Source organism: Bradyrhizobium sp. ARR65 (assembly GCF_000472385.1).
Lineage (GTDB): Bacteria > Pseudomonadota > Alphaproteobacteria > Rhizobiales > Xanthobacteraceae > Bradyrhizobium.
The window spans coordinates 175,538-198,015 of the sequence record NZ_AWZU01000009.1 but is presented as its reverse complement, the minus strand read 5'-3'; the positions used below and the strand labels follow the sequence as shown (position 1 = coordinate 198,015).

Genomic DNA, 22,478 nt, shown 5'->3' with positions numbered 1-22,478 from the left:
CTCGCTCTTTTGCATCCTGAGTTGGAGGGTGTTCTGGATGACGATGCTCAACCGTTCCGCCCCAGACGCGCCGCCAACTCTCGCGTTGACTGCGACGGAAATCGGCGTGCTCAATCGCCTCGTCAACGACAAACCAAAAGCAAGACAGAAAACGCTCTCGCACTACCTGATCAAGATCGCCCGGCTCGGCGGTTATCTCGCCCGCGCCAGCGATCCGCCGCCCGGCAATACCGTTATGTGGCGCGGGCTGTCACGCCTCACCGACATGGCGCTGAGCGCCATGGTCGGCGGAGAATTTGTGGGTAATTGAAAGATCCGGTAGCGCTCCGTCGAGAGGGGCCCCGAGAGCGAGTAGCTGCGGAACAGTGGCGGACCGCCGCCCGTCCGTGCGAGACGCAAGACGACGTACTGGCCGGGCAGAGCCGGTGGCAGCGGTTGACCGTCGGGATGCCGCATCGACAGGGAGAGGACATCCGCGGACTCCTGATCGATCGACGCCACCGCGAGCGGCTGAAATCCGGGAGCTGCGGGATGCGCGGCTGCAGCCGGCGCCAGCCCCGCATTGCCGCTTCCCATGGCGATCGTTTGGCTCTGCAGCAACGCCTGAAAAGACGCGCGCCATCCGGGCGAAAGCGCCTCGATCCGCAAGGCGCGCTGCAATCGGTCGCGCGGATGATTGGGCGAATAGAGAAGCGCGTTGACCTCTGTGACGGTCATTCGCTCATTCGCCTCTCCCACCTTCACGATTTCGTCGCCCGCGCCGACTTCGCCCTCCTGCAGCACGCGGAAGTAGAATCCCGGCCGTCCGCTGGATGTCAGCAATGCCGGCATCCGCGGCTCATTCATCCGAATGCCAACGCGATAGCAGGTCACGCGAGGTTGAGTGATCTCGAAGACCGCGCCGCCGATTTGATAACGATCGCCGATGCAAACGGCATCATCGGGCATTCCTTCGATCGTGAAGTTCTCGCCGAACTGCCCGTGGACGAAGTCGGTCCGCTTGAGCTGCTCCTGCCAGTAGCGATACGACTCGATCTGGTAGACGAAGACGGCACGCTGCTCACCCCCGTGGCCGGCCAGGTCGCCTTGACCATCTCCCTCCAGATTCAAGCGGCCGACCCGACAGCGCCCACGCACCGGATTTTTCCAGATCCCGGTGTGTACGGTTCGACCCTTCCACTCGATATCGCGCGGAAGTCCGACATTCACCGATAGTAATCGAGCCATATTCCGCTCCGCTTTTGATGGGGGACTGGAAGTCTTCCTAGCCGCTTGCATCCGGTGCGGACCCACCACCCGGTGCCCGCTCGTGGATGACCTCGGCGGCATCGAGATTACGTCCGTAGCCGCGTGAACCCGTCGGCGCTCCATTCATGCTGCCGATGCCGTGATGGGTGAAGAAGAGCCCGTCCGGGTCGTAGCGCTTCTTGATCGCAGCCAGGCGATCGAAATTTGGTCCCAGTATCGTGTCTTCCAATTCGGATCGAAGAAATCGGCCTCGGAGAGATAAGCACCCGCACCTGGCGCGACCGTCACGAGCAACTCGAACGCGCGGCCGATGGCCTGCGCGGCGGCGCGCGCACGCGGCAAATCCGGCTCATGACCACGGATGCCTAAAAATGCGGGCGGCCCGTGACCGGCTATAATGACAAGCGCGAACGCCTCGAGCACAGCTGGGTTCATTGCAGTATCGCGCGCCGCGTCGATTTCCTCTGGTGCCGCTCCAGCCAAACCCTTGTTGAAGTGAAAGGCGACCGGCCAGTGGCGCGATGCGGCAAAGACCGCGTCTGTCAGCTTTTGCCGCTCGCTTTCCTGAAGCAGCGATGCCGGCAGCCAGGCCGATTTGTAGCCGTGAATGAAAAACCCAACCTGTCCGCTGTCTCCAACATAGAAGAAGTTTCCGAGCGGCGCGGCGGGCCGATCGTCCTGCACGATCAGGCCGGGGACTTTGCGCAGATAATCGGCGTCCCAGAAGTGCTGCGCCGGCGCTGCGAAAAAGGCGATCGGCCTCTCGATCGAGATCTCCTTCGTTGACGCCAGCGCCGAGGCGAAGGGCGCCCACACGCTCTCGGCCTCGGCTTGCCCAAGACCCTGGAACACCATGGCGACATGCACGGAGTTGTCCTTGCCGAAGGCGATCTGCTCGCCCCAATACGGATTAAACAGCTTATCCGCATAGAAGGAGAGAGTTTTGTCGATCAGGCCGCGAAACGCCGTGTCGGATGCGGCCTTGATTGTACCGAACGCTGCGCCGAAGGTGGTCGGAAGCTCGCGCGTGCGCAATGTGAGCTTGGTGAGGACACCGAAGGCGCCGCCGCCACCGCCCTTGATGGCCCAGAACAAGTCGGGGTGGTTGCAAGCGTTGACAATGAGGACGGTGCCATCTGCCGTGACGATTTCCGCCTGAAGGAGACCGGCCGCGCCGAGCCCATACTTTTTGGAGAAGCTGCCAAAGCCGCCGCCATGAATGAAGCCTGCGACGCCCACAGTCGTGCAGCCGCCGCCCTGCACATAGCGCCCGCCCCGCGTCGTGACCGCGTCGTAGACGGCGAGCCAGCGCGCCCCGGCCTCGACGGTGACGGCGGGTTGCGGAGCGTGTGTGGCGTCGCAACCGTCCGGAACGAAGGCATCGTGCAGCGTGATCCCGCTCATCTCGCGCGTCCAGATCAGAAGCGAGTCCGGCGCATCGGAAGTGCCCTGATAGCTGTGACCGCCACCCTTGATGACGAGCCGCAGGTTATTCTCCCGCGCGAAGTTGACCGCCACGACCACATCCGCCGTCGATTGCGCTTTGACGGCGTAGGCGCTCGGTGCGGAATTCCAGGCGTCCACCCAGCCCGAAGTTTCGGTAAGCGCCGGATTCTCGCTGATGAAATAGGGGTTGCGCATCTCCTTGAAGTAAGCCTCGCAAGCGGCGCCCTCGGGCGCGGCTCGGCACGCGGCAAGAGGGTCGTCGAGCTTGACGAGCCGGCCGCCGACCGCATTGAAGAGACTATTCCAGCGCGCCTGCGACGGCCACGCGGGATCGCGCGGACGTACCCTGGCAAACGGCATCGCCTCGCCGGCGGTCACCGATGGTGCCGCGCCACCAAGTGAAGCGAGGCCGCTCACAGCCGCTGCCTTTAGGAAAGTCCGTCTATCCATTGCCGAGCCCTCGTCTGAGATATCGAAATCGTCAGAGAGACCTGATGCTTTTGATCCGCGCGCTGGGACGCTGGCGCCCCTTACGCTGATCGACGGTCAGACAGCTCAATGGGCGCAGCGGGACTTGGCCCGCAACTGCACGCACCAGTGGAGGCATTTTTCGGAATAGAAGTTGCTGTAATTGAGGCGGAGAAAACCACTGGCGAAAAGGCGATCGCTACGTCCGATTTGCGTTGTTTGGCGAACGGTGAGAGAGGCACGCCGTTGGAGACAGCGTCAACTTGCCGTCGTCACCGCCGCGGCCGGCAACGTCGAAAGCAGCGCGTGCAGCGTGATCAGCGTCGAGTGGTCGGCGATGCCGTCGATGCGCGCGGGGCGGAAATGGCGCTGGAAGGCGGTCACCACGTCCATGGTCGCCGCGTCATATTTCCCGGTGACCGGCACGCCATAACCGTATTTGGCGAGCGCCATCTGCATGTTTTGCACGTCCTCGCTGATGGTGCCGAGCATCAGCGCTTCCCCGCGCACGATCGGCGCCGGCTGCACCCAGTGGCCGACGCCTGAATTGGCGAGGGAATGCCAGGGGAATTTTTCGCCGGGGTCCTTCTTGCGCGAAGGCGCGACGTCGGAATGGCCGAGCACGCGCTGCGGCGGCACCTTGCGGCGAAGCATGATGCCGCGGCACAGCGCAATGACCGCGGCGATCTGGCGCAACGGAAAATCCGGATAGCCCCAATCATGCCCGCCGTTGACGATCTCGATCCCGATCGAACACGAATTGATGTCCTCTTCGCCCGCCCAGGACGAGACGCCGGCATGCCAGGCGCGCTTGGCTTCCGGAACACATTGCAGGATGCGGCCATCCTCCAGCACGATGTAATGCGAGGAGACATCGCTGCCCGCCGTGCAGAGCCGCGCGACCGCGCCTTCGGCGTCGGGCATGCCGGTGTAGTGCAGCAGGATCATGTCCGGCTCGCGGCCCTTGCTCCGCTCGCCGTAATTCGGCGAGGCGATCACGTCGGAGGCGATTGAGGTGTCCGGGGTAAAGGTCTTCATGCTCGCGACGGCCTTCGGAATCGGAAGGCACGAGTGCGCTTCGAATCGGATTCGTCGGATGTGAACGAACCAGGCGGCATCTGGCAATTCAAAACCGGCAGGACAACGGCGTCCGGCCTTGCTCCGGGGGATAATGACTTAACCGTTCCTTTACTATAGCGGCGGTGCAATCATTCCGGTCAAGCGGCCCTCCCATTTTCTCTGCGGAACGCTTAACGAGCCTTTCGAAGGTGGAACTCAGTCGGGGCTTGGGCGCTTTCGGGAATTGTCACCGTCCCATCAACCCTTTCTTAAGTCTATCTGCCGTTACTAAGTCGTGAAGAGCCGAACCGGTTGTGGGGGACGGCCATCCCTATTTCACGCTCGAAATCCCATGTCAGCCCAGCAAATTCCATGCGGAAAACCGGGTTTGCGAGACGGGATGCGTGGGGTGAGCAACGGCGCGGAGCGGCGGCGCGTTCTACAACTTCGGGACAAGCGCAAGGACAAGCGCGAGGATTTGAGGCGCCATGGGCCGGCGACCATCCAGTTTCTGTTGGCGTCGCCAGCTTTCGCGAGGCAAAGGGACATGAGTGCTGACGTTTCGCGCCATGTCCCCGTGCTCGGCCGCGAGGCGGTGGAACTGCTGCAGCCCCGCACCGGCGGTATTTATGTGGACGGCACTTTCGGTGCAGGCGGCTACAGCCGGGCGATCCTTAAGACGCCTGGCACGCGCGTAATCGCGATCGACCGCGACCGCAGCGCGGTTGCCGGCGGCTTCGCGCTCGTCGAGCAGTCCGAGGGCAGGCTGACGCTGGTTGAGGACCGCTTCTCGCATCTTGCCGAGGTCTGCGCCGGGCAGGGCGTTGCGGGCGTCGACGGCGTGGTGATGGATGTCGGCGTCTCCTCCATGCAGCTCGACCAGGCCGAGCGAGGCTTCTCCTTCCGCCTGGAGGGTCCGCTCGACATGCGGATGAGCGATCGCGGTCCGAGCGCGGCCGATGTGGTCGCGCGCGCGAGTGAAGCACAGCTCGCCGACATCATCTATCTGTTCGGTGAGGAGCGCCATTCCCGCAAGCTTGCCCGCGCCATCGTCGCCGCGCGCAAGGAGGCGCCGATCACCACCACACGCGCGCTTGCCGATATCGTCGCGCGCAACGTCCGCTCAAAGCCGGGCGAGATTCACCCGGCGACGCGGACCTTCCAGGCGCTGCGTGTCTTCGTCAACGAAGAGCTCGAGGAGTTGCAGCTTGCGCTGGAGGCGGCCGAGCGCGTTCTGAGCGAGGGCGGCCGCCTGGTGGTCGTCTCCTTTCATTCGCTGGAAGACCGCATCGTCAAGAACTTTCTCAACGAGCGCAGCAAGTCCGGCGGCGGCTCGCGCCACCTGCCGGAGGTCGCGCATTCCGCGCCGAGCTTTCGGCTCATCACGCGCCGGCCGCTGACCCCGAACGAGACAGAACTTGCCGCCAATCCGCGCGCGCGCAGTGCAAAGCTCCGCGCCGCCGAACGCACCGCGGCACCAGCGCATCCGCCCCATCCCTTGCCGTCCTGGCCGAGACTGGCCGATGTGATGCGGGGAGGCTAGCGCGATGCGGATCCTCCACCTCCTCGTGATCGGCTTTTTGGTGTTTGCCGCGGCCTATGTCTATCGGATCAAGATGGATTCGACCGCGCGCACCGAGCGCGTGCTGAAGCTGCATGCCGAAATTCGCGAGGAGCGCGATGCGATTGCGACGCTGCGCTCCGAATGGGCCAAGCTCGACGCGCCGCTGCGGTTGCAAGGGCTCGCCGAGCGCCACTTGCCGCTGAAGCCGATCAACGCCCGCCAATATGACGATCTCAAGAACCTTCCCGAGCGGCCGCCGACCCTGGTGAAGCCGGGTGATCCAGACCCGATCGGATCGATGATCCACACCATCGATGCGGCAGTCGATGCAGCCAATGTCACCGGTTCGGTGCCGCAGCCGGAGAAGAAGCAATGACGGATGTGGCGCAGGCCAAGACCAAGCCGGAACCATGGAGGCAGCGGCTGATCCGCAGCCTGCTTTACGGGCGCAATGTCGACCGCGCCGCCAAGGCGCGGGCTCGCGTCGGCTTTGCCATTCTCGCCTTCGCCGCCGTGTATGCGGTGATCGGCGGGCGGCTCATGATGTTCGCGATCGGAGCGGACGCGCATGGCGCGCGCCAGGGCGGATCGCGCGACGCGATCGCGACCGCGCGCCCCGACATCATCGACCGCAATGGCGAGATTCTCGCGACCGATGTGAAGGCGCCGAGTCTCTATGGCGAGCCGCGCCGCATCATCGACAAGGACGAGGCGATCGAACTCTTGACGGCCACGCTGCCCGATCTTGATACCGCGGAGGTGCGCGACCGCCTCTCATCGAGGAAGGGATTCGTCTGGCTCAAGCGCGAAATCACGCCGCAGCAGCAGCAGGACATTCATCGCCTCGGGATTCCCGGCATCGGCTTTTTGCGCGAGAACAAGCGCGTTTATCCCACCGGCAACGAGGTCGCGCACCTGATCGGCCTCGTCAACATCGACAACCAGGGCATCGCCGGCATGGAGAAATGGCTCGACAATAACGGGCTTGCCGATTTGCACCGCGCCGGCTTTGCCACGGACCGGCTCCAGCGTCCGATCGAGTTATCAGTGGATCTGCGCGTCGAGCACGCGCTGCGCGACGAACTTTTGAAGGCGAAGGAGAAGTTTCACGCCAAGGCGGCCTCTGGCCTCGTCACCAATGTCAGGACCGGCGAGGTCGTCGCGATGGTCTCGGTGCCGGATTTCGATCCCAACAACCCGAAGGAAGCGCACGACCCCGACCGCATCAACCGCCTGACCACCGGCGTCTACGAGATGGGCTCGACCTTCAAGGCTTTCACGCTGGCGATGGCGCTGGATACCGGCAAATACGACCTCAACTCGATGTGGGATGCGCGCGGGCCGCTGCACTACGGCAAGTTCGCAATCCATGATGACGAGCCGAAGGGCCGGTTCCTCAGCATGAAGGAGGTGTTCACCTTCTCCTCCAACGTCGGCGCGGCGCGCATTGCGCTGTCACAGGGCGTCGAGGCGCACAAGGCTTTCCTGCGCAAGATGGGGCAGCTCGAGCGGCTGCGTACCGAATTGCCGGAGAGTGCCGCTCCGATCGTGCCGCGGCATTGGGGCGACCTGAACACGATCACCATCGCGTTCGGGCACGGCATCGCGGTGGCACCGCTACAGGCGGTGATGGGAGTCAGTGCGCTGGTCAATGGCGGCTATCTGATTCCGCCGACCTTCTTGAAGCGCAGCGAGGAAGAGGCCATGGCGTTGGCCAAGCGCGTGATCAAGCCCGAAACCTCCGAAAAGATGCGGTTCCTGATGCGGCTCAATGCCGAGGTCGGCACGGCGCGCAAGGCCGACGTCAAGGGCTACTACATCGGCGGCAAGACCGGCACCGCGGAAAAGGTCATCAACGGGCGCTATGCCAAGAAGCGTGTGCTGACCGCCTTTACGGCGGTCATCCCCGCGGATAAACCCCGCTACCAGCTCCTGATCATGCTGGACGAGCCGCAGCCGCTGAAGGAAACCTACGGGTTCATCACCTCGGGCTGGAACGCGGTGCCGACCGCCGGCAATGTGATCTCCCGGATCGCGCCGCTCCTGGGCATTGAACCGCGTTTCGACCTGCCGCCGCCTGACCGCCTTATTCTTGCGGCATCAAGGACAACGCAGTAAGCACGACGTTGCCGCAGCTCTTCTTGAGTCCTCGCGGCATCGACCGCGTTCCCACGGCCCGGGGTGGACTGGAACATCATGAATCTTGGCGAGCTCTTTGGCGATGACGCGCGCCTCGATACGCAGGCGCGAGCGATCCTCGTCGGCGGTCTCGCCGTGGATAGCAGGGCCGTAAAACCCGGTGACCTGTTTTTCGCGCTGGCCGGCCACAAGACCGATGGCGCGCGCTTCATCGATGCGGCGATCGCCGCTGGCGCCATTGCGATCGCGGCTGAACATCCGCCGCCCGATAACTGCCGCGTTCCCTTTGTCGTCACGCCGAATGCGCGGTTGGCGCTGGCGCTGGCGGCGGCAAAATTCTTCCCCCGCCAACCCGCGACGATTGCGGCGGTGACCGGCACCAGCGGCAAGACCTCGGTGGCGGCCTTTACGCGACAGATCTGGCAGCGGCTCGGCCATGTCTCCGCGAGTATCGGCACCATTGGTCTGGTGTCGGACAAACGCACCGTCTACGGCTCGCTGACGACGCCCGATCCGATCGCGCTGCACCGCCAGCTCGACGAGATCGCGCGTGACGGCGTCACGCATCTCGCCTTTGAGGCATCGTCGCACGGGCTCGACCAATACCGGCTCGATGGCGTGCGTATCGCCGCCGGCGGTTTTACCAATCTCTCTCGCGATCACATGGATTATCATCCCGATATCGCACATTATCTTGCCGCGAAGCTGCGCCTGTTCCGCGAGCTGATCCCGCCCGGCGGTGCCGCTGTGATCTCGGCCGATCACGATTGCTCTTCCCAAGTCCTCGATGCGGCGCGGTCGCGCGGCCTGCGTATCCTCGCCGTCGGCAGCAAAGGCGACGGTGCGGGCGAGGGCATTCGGCTGGTCGAGGCTGCGATCGACGGTTTCGCGCAAAAGCTCCTGGTCGAACATCGCGGCAAGAGATATTCCGTGCACCTGCCGCTGGTCGGCCATTTCCAGATCGAGAACGCGCTGGTGGCTGCGGGCCTTGCGATTGCAACCGGCAGCGAGCCGGATGCGGTATTCGCAACGCTCGAACAGCTCGAAGGCGCCAAAGGCAGGCTCGAGCGGGTGGGCGAGCGCAACGGCGCGCCGATCTTCGTCGATTATGCGCACAAGCCTGACGCGCTGGCCAAGGCGCTGCAGGCGCTGCGTCCTTACGCCAAGCGCAAGCTGGTCGTCGTGTTCGGCGCCGGAGGCGATCGCGACGCGGGCAAGCGGCCGCTGATGGGCGCGATCGCGAGCGAGAATGCGGATAGCGTCATCGTCACCGATGACAATCCGCGCAGCGAGAACCCCGAAGCGATCCGCGCCGCGATCTTGAGCGCCACAAAAGGCGCCAGTGAAATCGGCGACCGCGCCACCGCGATCCGGACGGCGATCGATGCGTTGCAGCCGGGCGATGCGCTGCTGATCGCGGGCAAGGGCCATGAGACCGGGCAGATCGTCGGCGACCGCGTTCTGCCGTTCAGCGATCACGAAGCGGTCGCAACCGCATTGGCTCCGAGGGTCGCATGAACGCGGCGCCGCTATGGACCTCCAAGGAAATGGCCGAGGCCATGCATGCCGGGCGCTGCGGCGCGTTGCCCGATGCCGTGACCGGCCTTTCCATCGACAGCCGCACCATTCAGCCGGGCGAAGCCTATTTTGCGATCAAGGGCGACGTGCATGACGGCCATGATTTCGTTGAGGCGGCACTAAGGGCCGGCGCGGCGCTCGCCGTGGTCGAGACAGCGCAAGCGGGGGAATTTGCGAGCGATGCGCCGCTGCTCGTGGTCGAGGACGTGCTTGAGGGCTTGGGCGAGCTGGCGCGCGCCGCGCGGGCGCGTCTCGCCGGACAGGTCATCGCGGTCACGGGATCGGTCGGCAAGACCTCGACCAAGGAAGCGCTGCGGCACGTGCTTTCCGCGCAGGGCGCAACGCATGCTTCGGTCGCGTCCTTCAACAATCATTGGGGCGTGCCGCTGTCGGTGGCGCGGTGTCCGGCCGACACGCGCTTTGCAGTGTTCGAAATCGGCATGAATCATCCGGGCGAGATCGAGCCGCTGGTCAAAATGGTGCGGCCGCATCTTGCGATCATCACCACCGTCGAGCCGGTGCATCTGGAGTTCTTCTCGGGCCTGGAGGCAATCGCCGATGCCAAGGCCGAGATCTTTGCCGGGCTCGAGCCGGGCGGGGCGGTGGTGCTCAATCGCGACAATTCGCAGTTCGAGCGGCTCAGCCGGCGTGCGCGGGAACGCGACATCTCGCGCATCGTTTCCTTCGGCGCCGACGCGAACGCCGATGCGCGGCTTTTGGATCTCTCGCTGCACGCCACCTGCTCGGCCGTGCATGCCAGCATCCTCGGCCATGACGTGACCTACAAGCTCGGCATGCCCGGCCGCCACATGGCGCTGAACTCGCTCGCCGTGCTTGCAGGCAGCTCCCTTGCCGGCGCGGATCTCGCGCTCGCGGCGCTGTCGCTGTCGAATCTGGTGCCGGCGGCCGGCCGCGGCGTGCGTCGCGCGCTGGAACTCGGCAATGGCGAAGCCACCCTGATCGATGAAAGCTACAATGCCAATCCGGCCTCGATGGCCGCGGCGCTGAATGTGCTGGCCCAGGCGGATGTCGGGGCGCAGGGACGGCGCATCGCGGTTCTCGGCGACATGCTCGAACTCGGGCCCGCAGGACCCGAGCTGCATCGCGGCCTTGCCGATGTCGTCAAAACCAATCGCATCGATCTTGTCTATTGCTGCGGTCCCTTGATGCGTAACTTGTGGGATGCGCTTTCCCCGGCTAAACGGGGCGGCTATGCGGAGAATTCGGCGAGCCTGGAATCCCAGGTGGTTGCCGCGATCCGTGCGGGCGATGCGATCATGATCAAGGGGTCGCTCGGCTCGAAAATGAAGGCCATTGTGAATGCGCTGGAGAAGCGCTTTCTCGCTAGGTCCGCGCGCGACGTCGCCGCGGGATAGGACAGAATGAATGTTCTACTGGTTGATTGAGCTGTCCAGTACGTTCCCTCCCGGTCTCGGGTGGTTGCGTACGATACTGAACGTATTTCGCTACATCACCTTTCGCACCGGCGGCGCGGTGGTCACGGGCGCGCTGTTCGTCTTTCTGTTCGGTCCCTGGATCATCGATCACCTGCGCGTTCGTCAAGGCAAGGGCCAGCCGATCCGCGCGGACGGGCCGCAATCGCATCTCTTGACCAAGAAAGGCACGCCCACGATGGGCGGGCTGATGATCCTCTCGGGGCTCGTGGTCGCCACGGTGTTATGGGCCAATCCACTCAACCCCTATGTCTGGATCGTGCTTGCGGTGACGTTGGGGTTCGGCTTCGTCGGCTTTTACGATGACTACCTGAAGGTGACCAAGCAGACCTCGAGCGGGTTCGGCGGCCGCACCCGTCTGCTGCTGGAAGGGCTGATCGGGCTCGCCGCCTGCTACGCGCTGGTGCGGCTCGGACGCGATCCGTCGTCGACGTCGCTTGCAATCCCCTTCTTCAAGGAGGTCGTCATTAATTTCGGCTGGTTCTTCGTACTCTTCGGCGCCTTCGTCATTGTCGGCGCCGGCAACGCGGTCAACCTCACCGATGGTCTCGACGGGCTCGCCATCGTGCCGGTGATGATCGCCTCCGCAAGCTTCGGCCTGATCGCCTATCTCGCCGGCAATGTCGTGTTTTCCGATTATCTGCAGATCAATTACGTTCCGGGCACGGGCGAACTTGCAGTGCTCTCCGGCGCGGTGCTCGGCGCCGGCCTCGGCTTTCTCTGGTTCAACGCGCCGCCGGCTTCCATTTTCATGGGCGATACCGGCTCGCTCGCGCTCGGCGGCATGCTCGGCTCGATCGCGGTCGCGGTCAAACATGAGATCGTGCTGGCGGTGATCGGCGGCCTGTTCGTGCTCGAAGCGGTCTCCGTGATCGTGCAGGTCGCCTCCTTCAAGCTGACCGGAAAGCGCATCTTCAAGATGGCGCCGATCCATCACCATTTCGAGCAATTGGGCTGGACCGAGCCGCAGATCGTGATCCGGTTCTGGATCATCGCCGTGATGCTGGCGCTGGCCGGACTCTCCACGCTGAAGCTGCGGTGATGTTTTCCTCTCCACACGATCGTCATTCCGGGGCGCGCGAAGCGCGAACCCGGAATCTCGCTCCACAATCTCGAGATTCCGGGTTCGCTCGCTTCCAAGTCGGCTGGTGCCGATTTAGACAAGTCAAATTGCCGAACTCGGGTAGACCCGAGTTCGGGGCGAGCGCCCCGGAATGACGGTGGTCCAACTATGATTCCAGTCACTTCCTTCGCCGGCAAAAAGGTCGCGGTGTTCGGTCTCGGCGGGTCCGGGCTTGCGAGCGCTCGCGCCTTGCAGGCGGGCGGCGCCGATGTCATCGCGGGCGATGACGGCGCGGACCGGCTTGCCGAGGCGGCGCAGGCCGGGATTGCCACCGCAGATCTGCGCACGATTTCCTGGCACGATGTCTCGGCGCTGGTGCTCACTCCGGGCGCGCCGCTGACCCATCCCGCGCCGCATTGGAGCGTGCTGCTGGCGCGGCGGGCGGGCGTCGAGGTGATCGGCGACGTCGAGTTGTTCTGCCGCGAACGGGCCCGCCATGTGCCGGACGCGCCCTTCGTGGCCATCACCGGCACCAACGGCAAATCCACCACTACGGCGCTGATCGCGCATCTGATGCGCTTTGCCGGCTACGACACCCAGATGGGCGGCAATATCGGCACCGCGATCCTGTCGCTGGAGCCGCCGCGCAAGGGGCGCGTGCATGTGATCGAGATGTCGTCCTACCAGATCGATCTTACCCCCTCGCTCGATCCGACGGTCGGCATCCTGATCAACCTGAGCGAAGACCATATCGATCGCCACGGCACGATGGAGCATTACGCCGAGGTGAAGGAGCGCCTGGTCACCGGCGTGCAGGCCAAGGGCACTGCGATCGTCGGTGTCGACGACGGCTTTAGCCGCGCTATCGCAGATCGTTTGGATAGGGCTGGAAAGCGTGTGGTGCGCATCTCCGTCAAGCGGTCGTTGCCCGACGGCATCTATGTCGAGGATGAGACAATATTGCGCGCCGCCAGTGGGGCGCGCAGCGAGGTCGCGCGGATCGGCGGCATCGGTTCGCTGCGGGGCCTGCACAACGCGCAGAATGCCGCTTGCGCTGCGGCCTGCGCACTTGCACTGGGGCTGGACCAGGAGACTCTCCAAAATGGTCTGCGCAGCTTCCCGGGGCTGGCGCACCGCATGGAGCAGGTCGGCCGCCGCGGCAATGTGCTGTTCGTCAACGATTCCAAGGGCACCAATGCGGATGCCACGGCGCATGCGCTCTCGTCCTTTGCCGATATCTTCTGGATCGCGGGCGGCCGGGCGAAGCAGGGCGGCATCACTGGCCTCACCGGCTATTTCCCGCGCATCCGCAAGGCTTATCTGATCGGGGAAGCCGCGAAGGAATTCGCGGTGACGCTGGACGGGCAGGCCGCCCATGAGATCAGCGAGACGCTGGAGGTTGCCGTCGATCACGCCGCGCGCGATGCGGAAGCATCAGGGCTGAAGGACGCGGTGGTGTTGCTCTCGCCGGCCTGCGCCTCCTTCGACCAGTACCGCAATTTCGAAATCCGCGGCGCCAGGTTCCGTGACCTCGTCAATGCGCTGCCCGGCGTGAAGCCGGTGGTGTGATGGGCAGCGTCATTCCGGGGCGATGCGAAGCATCGAAACGGGAATCTCGAGATTCCGGGTTCGCGCTAGCGCGCCCCGGAATGACGGGTGGAGAAGGCGTGCCGCCCGTCAGAACTTACGAAGTTTCTTAACCATTCGGAAACCAACATGGGCCACCAATGGAAGCTTCCGTTGGCCCTGGGTCCGCCGATGCTCTCCCGCGAAGAACGCAATCCTCTTTCCCAATGGTGGTGGACCGTCGACCGGCCGCTGTTAGGGGCGATCATCGCGCTGATGCTGAGCGGCGTCATTCTGTCGCTGGCGGCGAGCCCGCCGGTGGCGACCCGCATCGGGCTCGATGCCTTCCATTTCTTCAACCATCATGTCTTCTTCCTGCTGCCGTCCTTCATCGTGCTGATCGGCGTCTCCTTCATGTCGCCACGGCAGATCCGGCGCAGCGCGTTGATCGTGTTCGCGATCAGCATCGCGCTGATCGTGGTGACGCTCCTGGTCGGCCCCGAGGTGAAGGGCTCGCGGCGCTGGATCACGCTGCTGGGCGTCAACATCCAGGCCTCGGAAGCCGCCAAGCCTGCCTTTGTGGTGATCGCTGCCTGGCTGTTCGCCGAATCGACCAAGCGGCCGGAAATGCCGGCGACCTCGATGGCGCTGGTGCTGCTGCTGACTCTGGTAGCGCTGTTGGTGATGGAACCCGATTTCGGTCAGACCATGCTGATCCTGATGGTGTGGGGTTCGCTGTTCTTCATCGCGGGCATGCGGATGATCTGGGTGCTGGGCCTTGCCGGTGCGGCCGGCGCTGGCCTGTTCGGCGCCTATCTCCTAGTGCCGCACGTCGCAGGCCGCATCCAGCGCTTCATGAATCCGGCCTCCGGCGACACGTTCCAGGTCGATACTGCGATGGAGGCCTTTTCCAATGGCGGTTGGCTCGGGCTTGGGCCGGGCGAGGGCATCGCCAAGCGCAACCTGCCTGACAGCCACACCGATTTCGTGTTTGCGGTCGCGGCGGAAGAGTTCGGGATCGTGCTTTGCCTGGCGCTGCTGGCGCTGTTTGCCTTCGTCGTGATCCGCGCGCTGTCGCGTGCCTACCGCAATGAAGATATGTTCTCCCGCTTTGCGGCCTCAGGGCTCGCCATCCTGTTCGGGGTGCAGGCAGCGATCAATATGTCGGTCAATCTGCAGCTCATCCCGGCCAAGGGCATGACGCTGCCGTTCATTTCCTATGGCGGCTCTTCGATGGTATCGCTGGCCTATGGCGTCGGAATGATGCTGGCGCTGACGCGGCTGCGCCCGCAGAGCGAGATTGAATCGCCGGTCGGCGAGCCCGGAGCGGCGCGCGGATTCGCGTAGTTGATCTCCCGTCATTCCGGGGCGCCTCGTAGAGGCGAACCCGGAATCTCGAGATTCCGGGTTCGATGCTGACGGACCGTCCCGGAATGACGTGCTCCAGGTCTGCTGCTCGCAACTCGCAATGCCAGTGCGTTAGCTATAGAAGGTGCCCTCATGGAAACTGCGCCTTTGATTTTGTTGGCTGCGGGCGGCACCGGCGGACATTTGTTTCCCGCCGAGGCGCTCGCCGTGGAACTGATGAAACGCGACTTGCGCGTTCGCCTGGTCACCGACTCCCGCGCGGTGCGTTACAGCGGCTTGTTCTCCAAGGACATGATCGATGTCGTGCCGAGCGAAACCATGCGCGGCCGCTCGCCCTGGCAGCTCGCCCGCACCGGCATCACGCTCGCTCTCGGCACCGCGATGGCGTTGAACCTGGTGCGAAAGCTCAAACCCGCCGCGGTGGTCGGCTTCGGCGGTTATCCGACCGTGCCGCCGCTGGTCGCGGCGCGGCTGTTGCGGATCCCGAGCGTCATCCACGATTCCAACGCGGTGCTTGGCCGCGCCAACCGCTTTCTGTCGCGCCATGTCAATGCGGTCGCGACCTCGCTGCCGGGCGTGCTCGACCGCGATCCGGCGCTTGGCCAGAAAACGACAACTGTCGGCACGCCGATGCGGCCCGCGATTCTCGCGGCGGCGGCGATTGCATACAACCCGCCCGATACGACCGGCCCGTTCCGCCTTCTGGTGGTCGGCGGCAGCCAGGGTGCACGGGTGATGAGCGACGTCGTGCCCGGCGCGATCGAGAGGCTTGAGCCATCCTTGTGGAATCGCCTGATCCTCACCCAGCAGGTGCGCGAGGAGGACATGGCGCGCGTTCGCGCCGTCTATGATCGGCTCAAGATCCATGCCGAACTGGCGCCGTTCTTCACGGACCTGCCGGCGCGCCTTGCATCGAATCACCTGGTGGTGTCGCGCTCCGGTGCGGGCACCGTCGCGGAGCTTGCCGCGATCGGCCGGCCCTCGATTCTGGTGCCGCTGCCGGGCTCGATCGATCAGGATCAGTTTGCCAATGCCGGCGTGCTGGCGGATGCGGGTGGCGGCATACGGATCGCGCAATCGGGGTTCACGTCGGATCGCCTCGCGTCCGAACTCTCTGCTCTGGCGGCCGAGCCGGCGCGCCTTGACGCGATGGCAAGAGCCGCGCGCGGAGCAGGCCGGCTCGATGCAGCCGAGCGGCTGGCCGATCTGGTCCTAAAAGTGGCCGGTATTTAGGCGGCCATCGGCAAAATTGCCCTTGTCATGCCCGGCGAAAGCGGGGCATCCAGTAATCGCCGGCGGCTGATTTGACCTCCAGCCGCACGGCGTACTGGATCGTCCGCTCGGAGCCTGTTATCGGGCGGCGCGTTCGCGCCGAGCCGGTGGCGGACGATGATTTCGGGGAAGTTTCATGAGACTGCCGCGCGAGATCGGACCCATCCACTTCGTCGGGATCGGCGGGATCGGCATGAGCGGCATTGCCGAGGTGCTGTGCAATCTCGGCTATCGCGTCCAGGGCTCTGACGCGTCCGAGAACGCCAACGTCGCGCGGCTGCGCGAGAAGGGCGTCAAGGTTTCGATCGGCCATAAGGCCGAGCATGTCGACGGCGCCGATGTCGTCGTGGTGTCGACCGCGATTAAGCGCGACAATCCGGAATTGATGGCGGCGCGCGCCCAGCGCATTCCCGTGGTGCGCCGCGCCGAAATGCTCGCCGAGTTGATGCGGCTGAAAAGCTGCGTCGCGATCGCCGGGACTCATGGCAAGACCACCACGACCTCCATGGTCGCAACCTTGCTCGATGCCGGCGGACTCGATCCCACCGTCATCAACGGCGGCATCATCAACGCCTACGGCACCAACGCGCGGCTCGGGGCCGGCGACTGGATGGTGGTTGAGGCCGACGAGAGCGACGGCACCTTCCTCAAGCTGCCGGCCGATGTCGCCATCGTCACCAATGTCGATCCTGAACATCTCGACCACTTCAGGACCTTCGAGGCGGTGCAGGACGCGTTCCGGAACTTCGTGGAGAACGTGCCCTTCTACGGCTTCGCAGTGATGTGTCTCGATCATCCCGTCGTGCAGACTCTCGTCGGCAAGATCGAGGATCGCCGCATCATCACCTATGGCGAAAACCCGCAGGCCGATGCGCGGCTGGTCGACCTCACTGCTGGTGGCGGCGGTTCGACGTTCAACGTCGTCTTCCGCAATCGCAAGAGCGGCGCGACCCATGAGATCGCAGACATCGTGCTGCCGATGCCGGGCCGGCACAACGCCTCGAATGCGACGGCGGCGATTGCGGTCGCCCATGAGCTCGGCATTTCCGACGAGGCGATCCGCAAGGCAATCGCGTCCTTCGGCGGCGTGAAACGGCGTTTCACCAAAACAGGCGAATGGAACGGCGTCACCATCATCGACGACTACGGGCATCACCCCGTGGAGATCGCCGCCGTGCTGAAAGCCGCGCGGGACTCCTACAGCGGCAAGGTCGTCGCTGTGGTGCAGCCGCACCGCTTTACTCGCCTGCAGTCGCTGTTCGAGGAATTTTGCACGTGCTTCAATGATGCGGATGCAGTGGTCGTTGCCGAGGTCTATCCGGCCGGCGAGACGCCGATCGAAGGCATCGACCGCGATCATTTCGTGCTCGGCCTGCGCGCGCACGGCCATCGCGATGTGATCCCCTTGCAAAGGCCGGCTGATCTCGCCGGCATCGTCAAGGGCCTCGCCAGCCCTGGCGATCTCGTCGTCTGTCTCGGTGCCGGCAACATCACGCAATGGGCCTACGCGTTGCCCAATGAATTGAAGGCGCTGGGATGATGGCGTTGGGCTTTCCCGACATCACGCCGGAGCTGAAAGCAGCGATGCCGCACTTGCGCGGACGGTTGCTTGCAAACGAAAGGCTCGCGCCGTTCACCTGGTTTCGCGTCGGCGGTCCGGCGCAGGTGCTGTTCACGCCGGCCGATGAAGATGATCTTGCCTATTTTCTGAAGAATCTCCCGCGCGAGCTTCCGGTCTATGTGGTCGGCGTCGGCTCCAATCTGATCGTGCGCGACGGCGGCATTTCGGGTGTCGTCATCCGTCTCAGCCCGCGCGCCTTCGGCGAGGTCAGGGCGGAAGGCGATGATGTGGTGGCGGGCACCGCCGCGCTGGACAAGCGCGTGGCGGAAGCCGCGGCATCGGCCGATATCGGCGGGCTGGAGTTCTATTTCGGCATTCCCGGCAGCATCGGCGGCGCGCTGCGCATGAACGCCGGCGCCAATGGCGCTGAGACCAAGGACGTCCTGATTGAGGCGACCGGCATCGATCGGCAAGGCGAGCGGCACAGCTTTTCCAACGCCGACATGAAGTTCGTCTATCGCAGCAGCGGCGCCGATCCCTCGATCATTTTCACCGCCGCGCGTTTTCGTGGGCTGCGCGCGACGCCGGAAGCGATCCGCGCCCGCATGCATGAGGTACAAAGCCATCGTGAGACGGCGCAGCCGATTCGCGAAAAGACCGGCGGCTCCACGTTCAAGAATCCGCCCGGCCACAGTGCCTGGAAGCTGATCGACGCCGCCGGTTGCCGCGGCTTGCGCGTCGGCGGCGCCCAGGTGTCGGAGATGCATTGCAATTTCCTGATCAACACCGGCGACGCCAGTGCCCACGACATCGAAGCGCTGGGCGAGACCGTGCGTGCGCGCGTCAAGGAATCATCCGGAATTGAGCTACAGTGGGAAATCAAACGCGTCGGGATTGCGGAATAGCTATCGCCGGCGCGGAGGTTAGCAGTTTGGCTGCCGTCATTCCGGGGCGTGCGAAGCACGAACCCGGAATCACGCGCCACAATCTCGAGATTCCCGGTTCGCTCGTTTCACGGGCGCCCCGGAATGACAAGGAACGGATCTGAACGATGCGCATCACCATCCTGTTCGGCGGCACCAACAAGGAACGCCTGGTGTCGGTCGCCTCGGCGCAGGCGCTGCATTCCGCGCTTCCCGAGGCCGATCTCTGGTTCTGGGACGTCGACGACAGCGTGCATGAAACCAGGGCCGCGACGCTGCTGGCACACGCGCGCCCGTTCGAGGATCCGTTCAAGCCCGATGCCCGCCGCATCGGCAGCACGATCGAGGCAGCGCTCGACTATGCGAAAGCCGATGCCCGCTTGCTGGTGCTGGGACTGCATGGGGGCAGGGCCGAGAATGGCGAGCTGCAGGCGATGTGCGAAATGCGCGACATCCCGTTCACCGGCTCGGGCTCGGCGTCCTCGCACCTCGCCTTCGACAAGATCGCCGCCAAGCGCTTTGCGGCGATCGGCGGCGCGAATTGCGCGCCCGGCATCGCACTTGCGGACATCGAGCCTGCGTTCGCCCAATACGGCAAGCTGATCGCAAAGCCTGTGCGTGACGGCTCGAGCTATGGCCTGATCTTTATCAATTCCGGGCAGGATATCGTGGCGGTCCGCAACGCGGCAAGGCACGAAGAATATGTCATTGAACCCTTCATCGCGGGGACGGAAGCCACCTGCGGCGTGCTGGAGCAGGAAGACGGCTCGGTGATCGCACTGCCGCCGATCGAGATCATCCCGGCCGACGGCGGATTCGGCTTCGACTACCGGGCAAAATATCTGGCCAAGGCGACCCAGGAGATCTGCCCGGGACGTTTTGCCCCCGATATCAGCGCGCAAATCATGGATCAGGCCCTGCGCGCCCATCGTGCGCTGTCCTGCCGCGGCTATTCGCGTTCCGATTTCATTGTCTCGGAGCGGGGACCGGTGTTCTTGGAGACCAATACCCTGCCGGGCCTGACCAAGGCCTCGCTCTATCCAAAGGCGCTGAAGGCGCAAGGAATCGATTTCGTCGACTTCCTGCGCCAGCAAATCACGCTGGCCGAACGGCGTAGCCCAACCTAGGGGGCCTCCAAACGGGTGGACGACCCGGTTTGGGAACCGGGTGGGTAAAATCTTTAATATTTTGGGGCAAACATCTCACAGAACTGCGTAAAAAGCGTCCTGTCCCCATTCGTTTTACCTTTTGTTTACCAGGAAGCCCGAAGGTTAACGCTGGCGGCGCATATGGCGCTTGGCTGCCGGGCGTGAGCTGTCGCGGTATTCCGCTTCGACCACCGCACGAGGGGAAAAGGGCCTTTTCTGCCTTCAACACCCAGCCCGGCCGAGCCGAGACGTCATCTGTGCTGGACACATTATTTGACGAGCTCGTGCAATGGATGGTGCCGGACGCCTCGCCCGATCTGTGAGATCGCTGGGGCCCCAAGCTGATCTGAAAGCGGCCGCAATCGGCGCGCTGATCTTGCTGCGCGAGCGCCTCTTCGTTCGTCGCGTCGGACCCGTCAAATCGCTGGTCAACCCGCTCGTCAAACCTGTGATCGAACGTGAGCCGCCGCCGCGCATCGTCGCCTGGATCGAGCGCCATGTGCCGCGCCGCGCCGGGCTTGCCGCTACCGTCCTGCTCCTGCTCGGCAGTGTCTGGCTCGGCATCGTCAAGGGCGGCCATGCCGAGGAGTTCAATGCGGCGCTGTCCGATGCCCGCAACGCGCTTGCCAATTCGGCCGGCTTCCGAATCACCTCGGTCGTCATCAACGGCCGCAGGCAGTTGACCCAGGACGAGGTGCTCGGGATCGGCGGCGTCAACGGCCGTTCCTCGCTGCTGTTCCTGGACGCCGCGGCGGTGCGCGACCGGCTGAAAGCCAATCCGTGGATCGCGGACGCCACCGTGCTGAAGCTTTATCCCGGCCAGCTACAGATCGATCTCGTCGAGCGTACCGCCTTCGCCCTCTGGCAAGAGGACGGCCGGCTCGCCGTCATCGCCGAGGACGGCGCCGTCCTCGAACCCTATGTCTCGCGCCGCTTCCTGACCTTGCCGCTGGTGGTCGGCAAGGGAGCCGAAACCCATGCGCGGGATTTCCTGGCGCTGCTCGCGCGCTACCCGCAGGTGCATGATGTGACAAAGGCCGCGATCTATGTCGGGGAACGGCGCTGGAATCTGCGGCTCAAGGACGGGCTCGACATTCGCCTGCCGGAGCACGACGTCGGCAATGCGCTGGCGGAATTGAGCCGGCTCGATAAAGAGGAAAAGCTGTTCTCCCGCGACATCGTCGCGGTCGACATGCGCCTGCCGGACCGGCTCGTCGTGCAATTGTCCGACGATGCGGCGAAGGCGCGCGACAAGCTGTACGACGACAAGAAGACCAAGAAGAAGGCCGGTGACGCATGACCGGTCTTGATCGCGCCCAGACCCCGAAGACGCGTCCGATGCCGCACAAGCGCACGGCGCTGGTCGCTTCGCTCGATATCGGCACCAGCAAGATCGCTTGCATGATCGCGCGGCTGAAGCCCTGTCCGCCGAGCGATGCGCTGCGCGGGCGCACGCATGTGGCCGAGCTGATCGGCTACAGCCAGATCCAGTCGCGCGGCGTCAAGGCCGGTGCCGTGGTCGATCTCAACGAATGCGAGCAGGCGGTGCGCCAGGCGGTGTCGCTCGCCGAACGCATGGCCAAGGTGCGGGTCGAATCCGTGCTGCTGTCGGTCTCAGGCGGCCGCCTGCAGGGCCACATGATCGAAGCCGCCACCGATATCCGCGGCGGCAGCGTGACGGCCGCGGATGTGGCGCGGCTCACCTCGACCGGCATGCGCCACGCCACCGGCGTCGGCCGCACCGTCCTGCACGCGCTGCCCACCAGCTACGCGCTCGACGGCGTCAAGGGCGTTCGCGATCCCAAGGGCATGGTGGCGCGCCAGTTCGGCGTCGAGATGAATGTTGTGACCGCGGACGCGACCGTGGCGCACAACCTGATGCTGGTGGTGGAGCGCTGCCATCTCAACGTCGAGGCAATGGCGGCGAGTCCCTATGTGGCGGGCCTGTCGGTCCTGACCGACGACGAGGCCGATCTCGGCGCCGCCGTGGTCGAGATGGGCGCCGGCACGACGACGATCGCGATCTATTCCGGCGGCCGCTTCGTCCATGCCTCCGGCTTTGCCGTCGGCGGCCGCCACATCACGATGGATCTTGCGCGCGGCCTCTCGGCGTGCATTGCGGATGCCGAGCGAATCAAGACGTTATATGGCACCGTGCTGACCGGCGGGTCCGACGCGCGGGAGCTGATGTCCGTGCCGACGGCCGGCGACCAAGAGCGGGACGTTCCGCAGATCGTGTCCCGCGCCACGATCGGAAGCATTATCCGTCATCGTGCCGAGGAGATTTTTGAGATGGTCCGGGACCGGCTTGCGGATTCTCCTTTTGCGGCGGAGCCGAAGGCGCGTGTTGTCTTAAGCGGCGGAGCGGCGCAGCTCACCGGCGTTGTCGAGCTTGCCACGCAGATCCTCAACCGCCCGGTGCGGCTCGGCCGGCCGCTCGGCTTCGGTCGCCTGCCCAACGAGGCGAAGAACGCATCCTTCGCGGTGCCCACCGGGCTCCTGGTCTATCCGCAATACGCTCACCTTGAACATGTCGAACCGCGGCATACGCGGCAGCTCAGGACAGGGACGGACGGTTACTTCGGAAAGGTCGGACGATGGCTTCGCGAGGGCTTCTGATG

The 22,478-nt window shown here is 64.5% G+C and carries 17 protein-coding genes and 3 pseudogenes; 16 read left to right on the top strand and 4 right to left on the bottom strand.

The features are described from left to right. The first annotated feature begins 28 nt into the window (after positions 1-28). Entirely contained in the window at positions 29-310 is a 282-nt protein-coding gene (locus tag F758_RS47615; protein WP_502689148.1) for a hypothetical protein, read from the top strand. A 2-nt stretch (positions 311-312) separates the two neighbouring features. Here F758_RS47615 and F758_RS0113420 read toward each other — a convergent pair. The 4 genes and pseudogenes from F758_RS0113420 to F758_RS43790 form a co-directional block, all read right to left on the bottom strand. After that, positions 313-1,227, bottom strand: a pseudogene (locus F758_RS0113420) (MOSC domain-containing protein); the annotation flags it as partial. Positions 1,228-1,264: 37 nt separating this feature from the next. Further along, positions 1,265-1,432 carry a hypothetical protein gene (locus F758_RS53245; protein WP_502689147.1) on the bottom strand — a complete coding sequence of 56 codons (168 nt, stop codon included), beginning with the start codon at positions 1,430-1,432 and terminating at the stop codon, positions 1,265-1,267. Further along, a complete protein-coding gene (locus tag F758_RS43795) occupies positions 1,372-3,144 on the bottom strand; it encodes an FAD-binding oxidoreductase (protein ID WP_198026479.1) in 1,773 nt (590 codons plus the stop codon). The genes F758_RS53245 and F758_RS43795 overlap by 61 nt, the downstream gene beginning before the upstream one ends. 276 nt (positions 3,145-3,420) lie before the next feature. Continuing rightward, positions 3,421-4,280 (bottom strand): annotated as a pseudogene (locus F758_RS43790) (N-acetylmuramoyl-L-alanine amidase). A 488-nt stretch (positions 4,281-4,768) separates the two neighbouring features. On the opposite strand from F758_RS43790, the gene rsmH reads away from it, so the two are divergent. The 15 genes and pseudogenes from rsmH to ftsA all read left to right on the top strand — a co-directional run bounded on the left by rsmH (position 4,769) and on the right by ftsA (position 22,476). Then, complete coding sequence (rsmH, locus tag F758_RS0113405) at positions 4,769-5,764, top strand: 16S rRNA (cytosine(1402)-N(4))-methyltransferase RsmH (RefSeq protein WP_024508353.1); 996 nt, start codon at positions 4,769-4,771, stop codon at positions 5,762-5,764. Between the two features lie 4 nt (positions 5,765-5,768). After that, positions 5,769-6,161, top strand: a complete 393-nt coding sequence (ftsL, locus tag F758_RS0113400) for a cell division protein FtsL (protein WP_024508352.1) — start codon at positions 5,769-5,771, stop codon at positions 6,159-6,161. Further along, on the top strand, positions 6,158-7,903 hold the full coding sequence (locus F758_RS0113395) for a peptidoglycan D,D-transpeptidase FtsI family protein (RefSeq protein ID WP_024508351.1): 1,746 nt from the start codon (positions 6,158-6,160) through the stop codon (positions 7,901-7,903). The genes ftsL and F758_RS0113395 overlap by 4 nt, the downstream gene beginning before the upstream one ends. A gap of 78 nt (positions 7,904-7,981) precedes the next feature. After that, positions 7,982-9,442 (top strand): UDP-N-acetylmuramoyl-L-alanyl-D-glutamate--2,6-diaminopimelate ligase, encoded by a 1,461-nt coding sequence (locus F758_RS0113390; protein ID WP_024508350.1) that lies wholly within the window; start codon positions 7,982-7,984, stop codon positions 9,440-9,442. After that, complete coding sequence (locus F758_RS0113385; protein ID WP_024508349.1) at positions 9,439-10,878, top strand: UDP-N-acetylmuramoylalanyl-D-glutamyl-2,6-diaminopimelate--D-alanyl-D-alanine ligase; 1,440 nt, start codon at positions 9,439-9,441, stop codon at positions 10,876-10,878. Before F758_RS0113390 ends, F758_RS0113385 begins: the two co-directional genes overlap by 4 nt. Positions 10,879-10,888: 10 nt before the next feature. Then, positions 10,889-11,998 (top strand): phospho-N-acetylmuramoyl-pentapeptide-transferase, encoded by a 1,110-nt coding sequence (gene mraY / locus F758_RS0113380; RefSeq protein WP_024508348.1) that lies wholly within the window; start codon positions 10,889-10,891, stop codon positions 11,996-11,998. A gap of 189 nt (positions 11,999-12,187) precedes the next feature. Next, positions 12,188-13,588, top strand: a complete 1,401-nt coding sequence (murD, locus tag F758_RS0113375; RefSeq protein ID WP_024508347.1) for a UDP-N-acetylmuramoyl-L-alanine--D-glutamate ligase — start codon at positions 12,188-12,190, stop codon at positions 13,586-13,588. A gap of 189 nt (positions 13,589-13,777) precedes the next feature. After that, on the top strand, positions 13,778-14,932 hold the full coding sequence (gene ftsW / locus F758_RS0113370) for a putative lipid II flippase FtsW (RefSeq protein ID WP_024508346.1): 1,155 nt from the start codon (positions 13,778-13,780) through the stop codon (positions 14,930-14,932). 153 nt (positions 14,933-15,085) lie between these two features. Beyond that, positions 15,086-16,186 carry an undecaprenyldiphospho-muramoylpentapeptide beta-N-acetylglucosaminyltransferase gene (gene murG, locus F758_RS0113365; RefSeq protein WP_024508345.1) on the top strand — a complete coding sequence of 367 codons (1,101 nt, stop codon included), beginning with the start codon at positions 15,086-15,088 and terminating at the stop codon, positions 16,184-16,186. 175 nt (positions 16,187-16,361) lie between these two features. Next, a complete protein-coding gene (gene murC, locus F758_RS0113360; RefSeq protein ID WP_024508344.1) occupies positions 16,362-17,765 on the top strand; it encodes a UDP-N-acetylmuramate--L-alanine ligase in 1,404 nt (467 codons plus the stop codon). A 5-nt stretch (positions 17,766-17,770) separates the two neighbouring features. Continuing rightward, a complete protein-coding gene (gene murB / locus F758_RS0113355; RefSeq protein ID WP_024508343.1) occupies positions 17,771-18,691 on the top strand; it encodes a UDP-N-acetylmuramate dehydrogenase in 921 nt (306 codons plus the stop codon). A 146-nt stretch (positions 18,692-18,837) separates the two neighbouring features. Beyond that, a complete protein-coding gene (locus F758_RS0113350) occupies positions 18,838-19,836 on the top strand; it encodes a D-alanine--D-alanine ligase family protein (RefSeq protein WP_024508342.1) in 999 nt (332 codons plus the stop codon). A gap of 60 nt (positions 19,837-19,896) precedes the next feature. Continuing rightward, positions 19,897-20,180, top strand: a pseudogene (locus F758_RS51795) (D-alanine--D-alanine ligase); the annotation flags it as partial. Continuing rightward, positions 20,147-21,157, top strand: a complete 1,011-nt coding sequence (locus F758_RS0113345; protein WP_024508341.1) for a cell division protein FtsQ/DivIB — start codon at positions 20,147-20,149, stop codon at positions 21,155-21,157. The pseudogene F758_RS51795 and the gene F758_RS0113345, both read left to right, overlap by 34 nt. Next, positions 21,154-22,476 carry a cell division protein FtsA gene (gene ftsA / locus F758_RS0113340; protein ID WP_024508340.1) on the top strand — a complete coding sequence of 441 codons (1,323 nt, stop codon included), beginning with the start codon at positions 21,154-21,156 and terminating at the stop codon, positions 22,474-22,476. The genes F758_RS0113345 and ftsA overlap by 4 nt, the downstream gene beginning before the upstream one ends. Positions 22,477-22,478 lie beyond the last annotated feature (2 nt).

Excerpts from the sequence above, each read along its gene's own strand:
- F758_RS0113345 (WP_024508341.1), top strand. The coding sequence starts at position 20,147 with ATGGATGGTGCCGGACGCCTCGCCCGATCTGTGAGATCGCTGGGGCCC.
- F758_RS43795 (WP_198026479.1), bottom strand. The coding sequence starts at position 3,144 with ATGGATAGACGGACTTTCCTAAAGGCAGCGGCTGTGAGCGGCCTCGCT.
- mraY (WP_024508348.1), top strand. The coding sequence starts at position 10,889 with ATGTTCTACTGGTTGATTGAGCTGTCCAGTACGTTCCCTCCCGGTCTC.
- murC (WP_024508344.1), top strand. The coding sequence starts at position 16,362 with ATGAGACTGCCGCGCGAGATCGGACCCATCCACTTCGTCGGGATCGGC.
- F758_RS0113385 (WP_024508349.1), top strand. The coding sequence starts at position 9,439 with ATGAACGCGGCGCCGCTATGGACCTCCAAGGAAATGGCCGAGGCCATG.
- F758_RS0113395 (WP_024508351.1), top strand. The coding sequence starts at position 6,158 with ATGACGGATGTGGCGCAGGCCAAGACCAAGCCGGAACCATGGAGGCAG.
- ftsL (WP_024508352.1), top strand. The coding sequence starts at position 5,769 with ATGCGGATCCTCCACCTCCTCGTGATCGGCTTTTTGGTGTTTGCCGCG.
- ftsA (WP_024508340.1), top strand. The coding sequence starts at position 21,154 with ATGACCGGTCTTGATCGCGCCCAGACCCCGAAGACGCGTCCGATGCCG.
- F758_RS0113350 (WP_024508342.1), top strand. The coding sequence starts at position 18,838 with ATGCGCATCACCATCCTGTTCGGCGGCACCAACAAGGAACGCCTGGTG.
- rsmH (WP_024508353.1), top strand. The coding sequence starts at position 4,769 with ATGAGTGCTGACGTTTCGCGCCATGTCCCCGTGCTCGGCCGCGAGGCG.
- F758_RS0113390 (WP_024508350.1), top strand. The coding sequence starts at position 7,982 with ATGAATCTTGGCGAGCTCTTTGGCGATGACGCGCGCCTCGATACGCAG.
- murG (WP_024508345.1), top strand. The coding sequence starts at position 15,086 with ATGGAAACTGCGCCTTTGATTTTGTTGGCTGCGGGCGGCACCGGCGGA.
- ftsW (WP_024508346.1), top strand. The coding sequence starts at position 13,778 with ATGCTCTCCCGCGAAGAACGCAATCCTCTTTCCCAATGGTGGTGGACC.
- murD (WP_024508347.1), top strand. The coding sequence starts at position 12,188 with ATGATTCCAGTCACTTCCTTCGCCGGCAAAAAGGTCGCGGTGTTCGGT.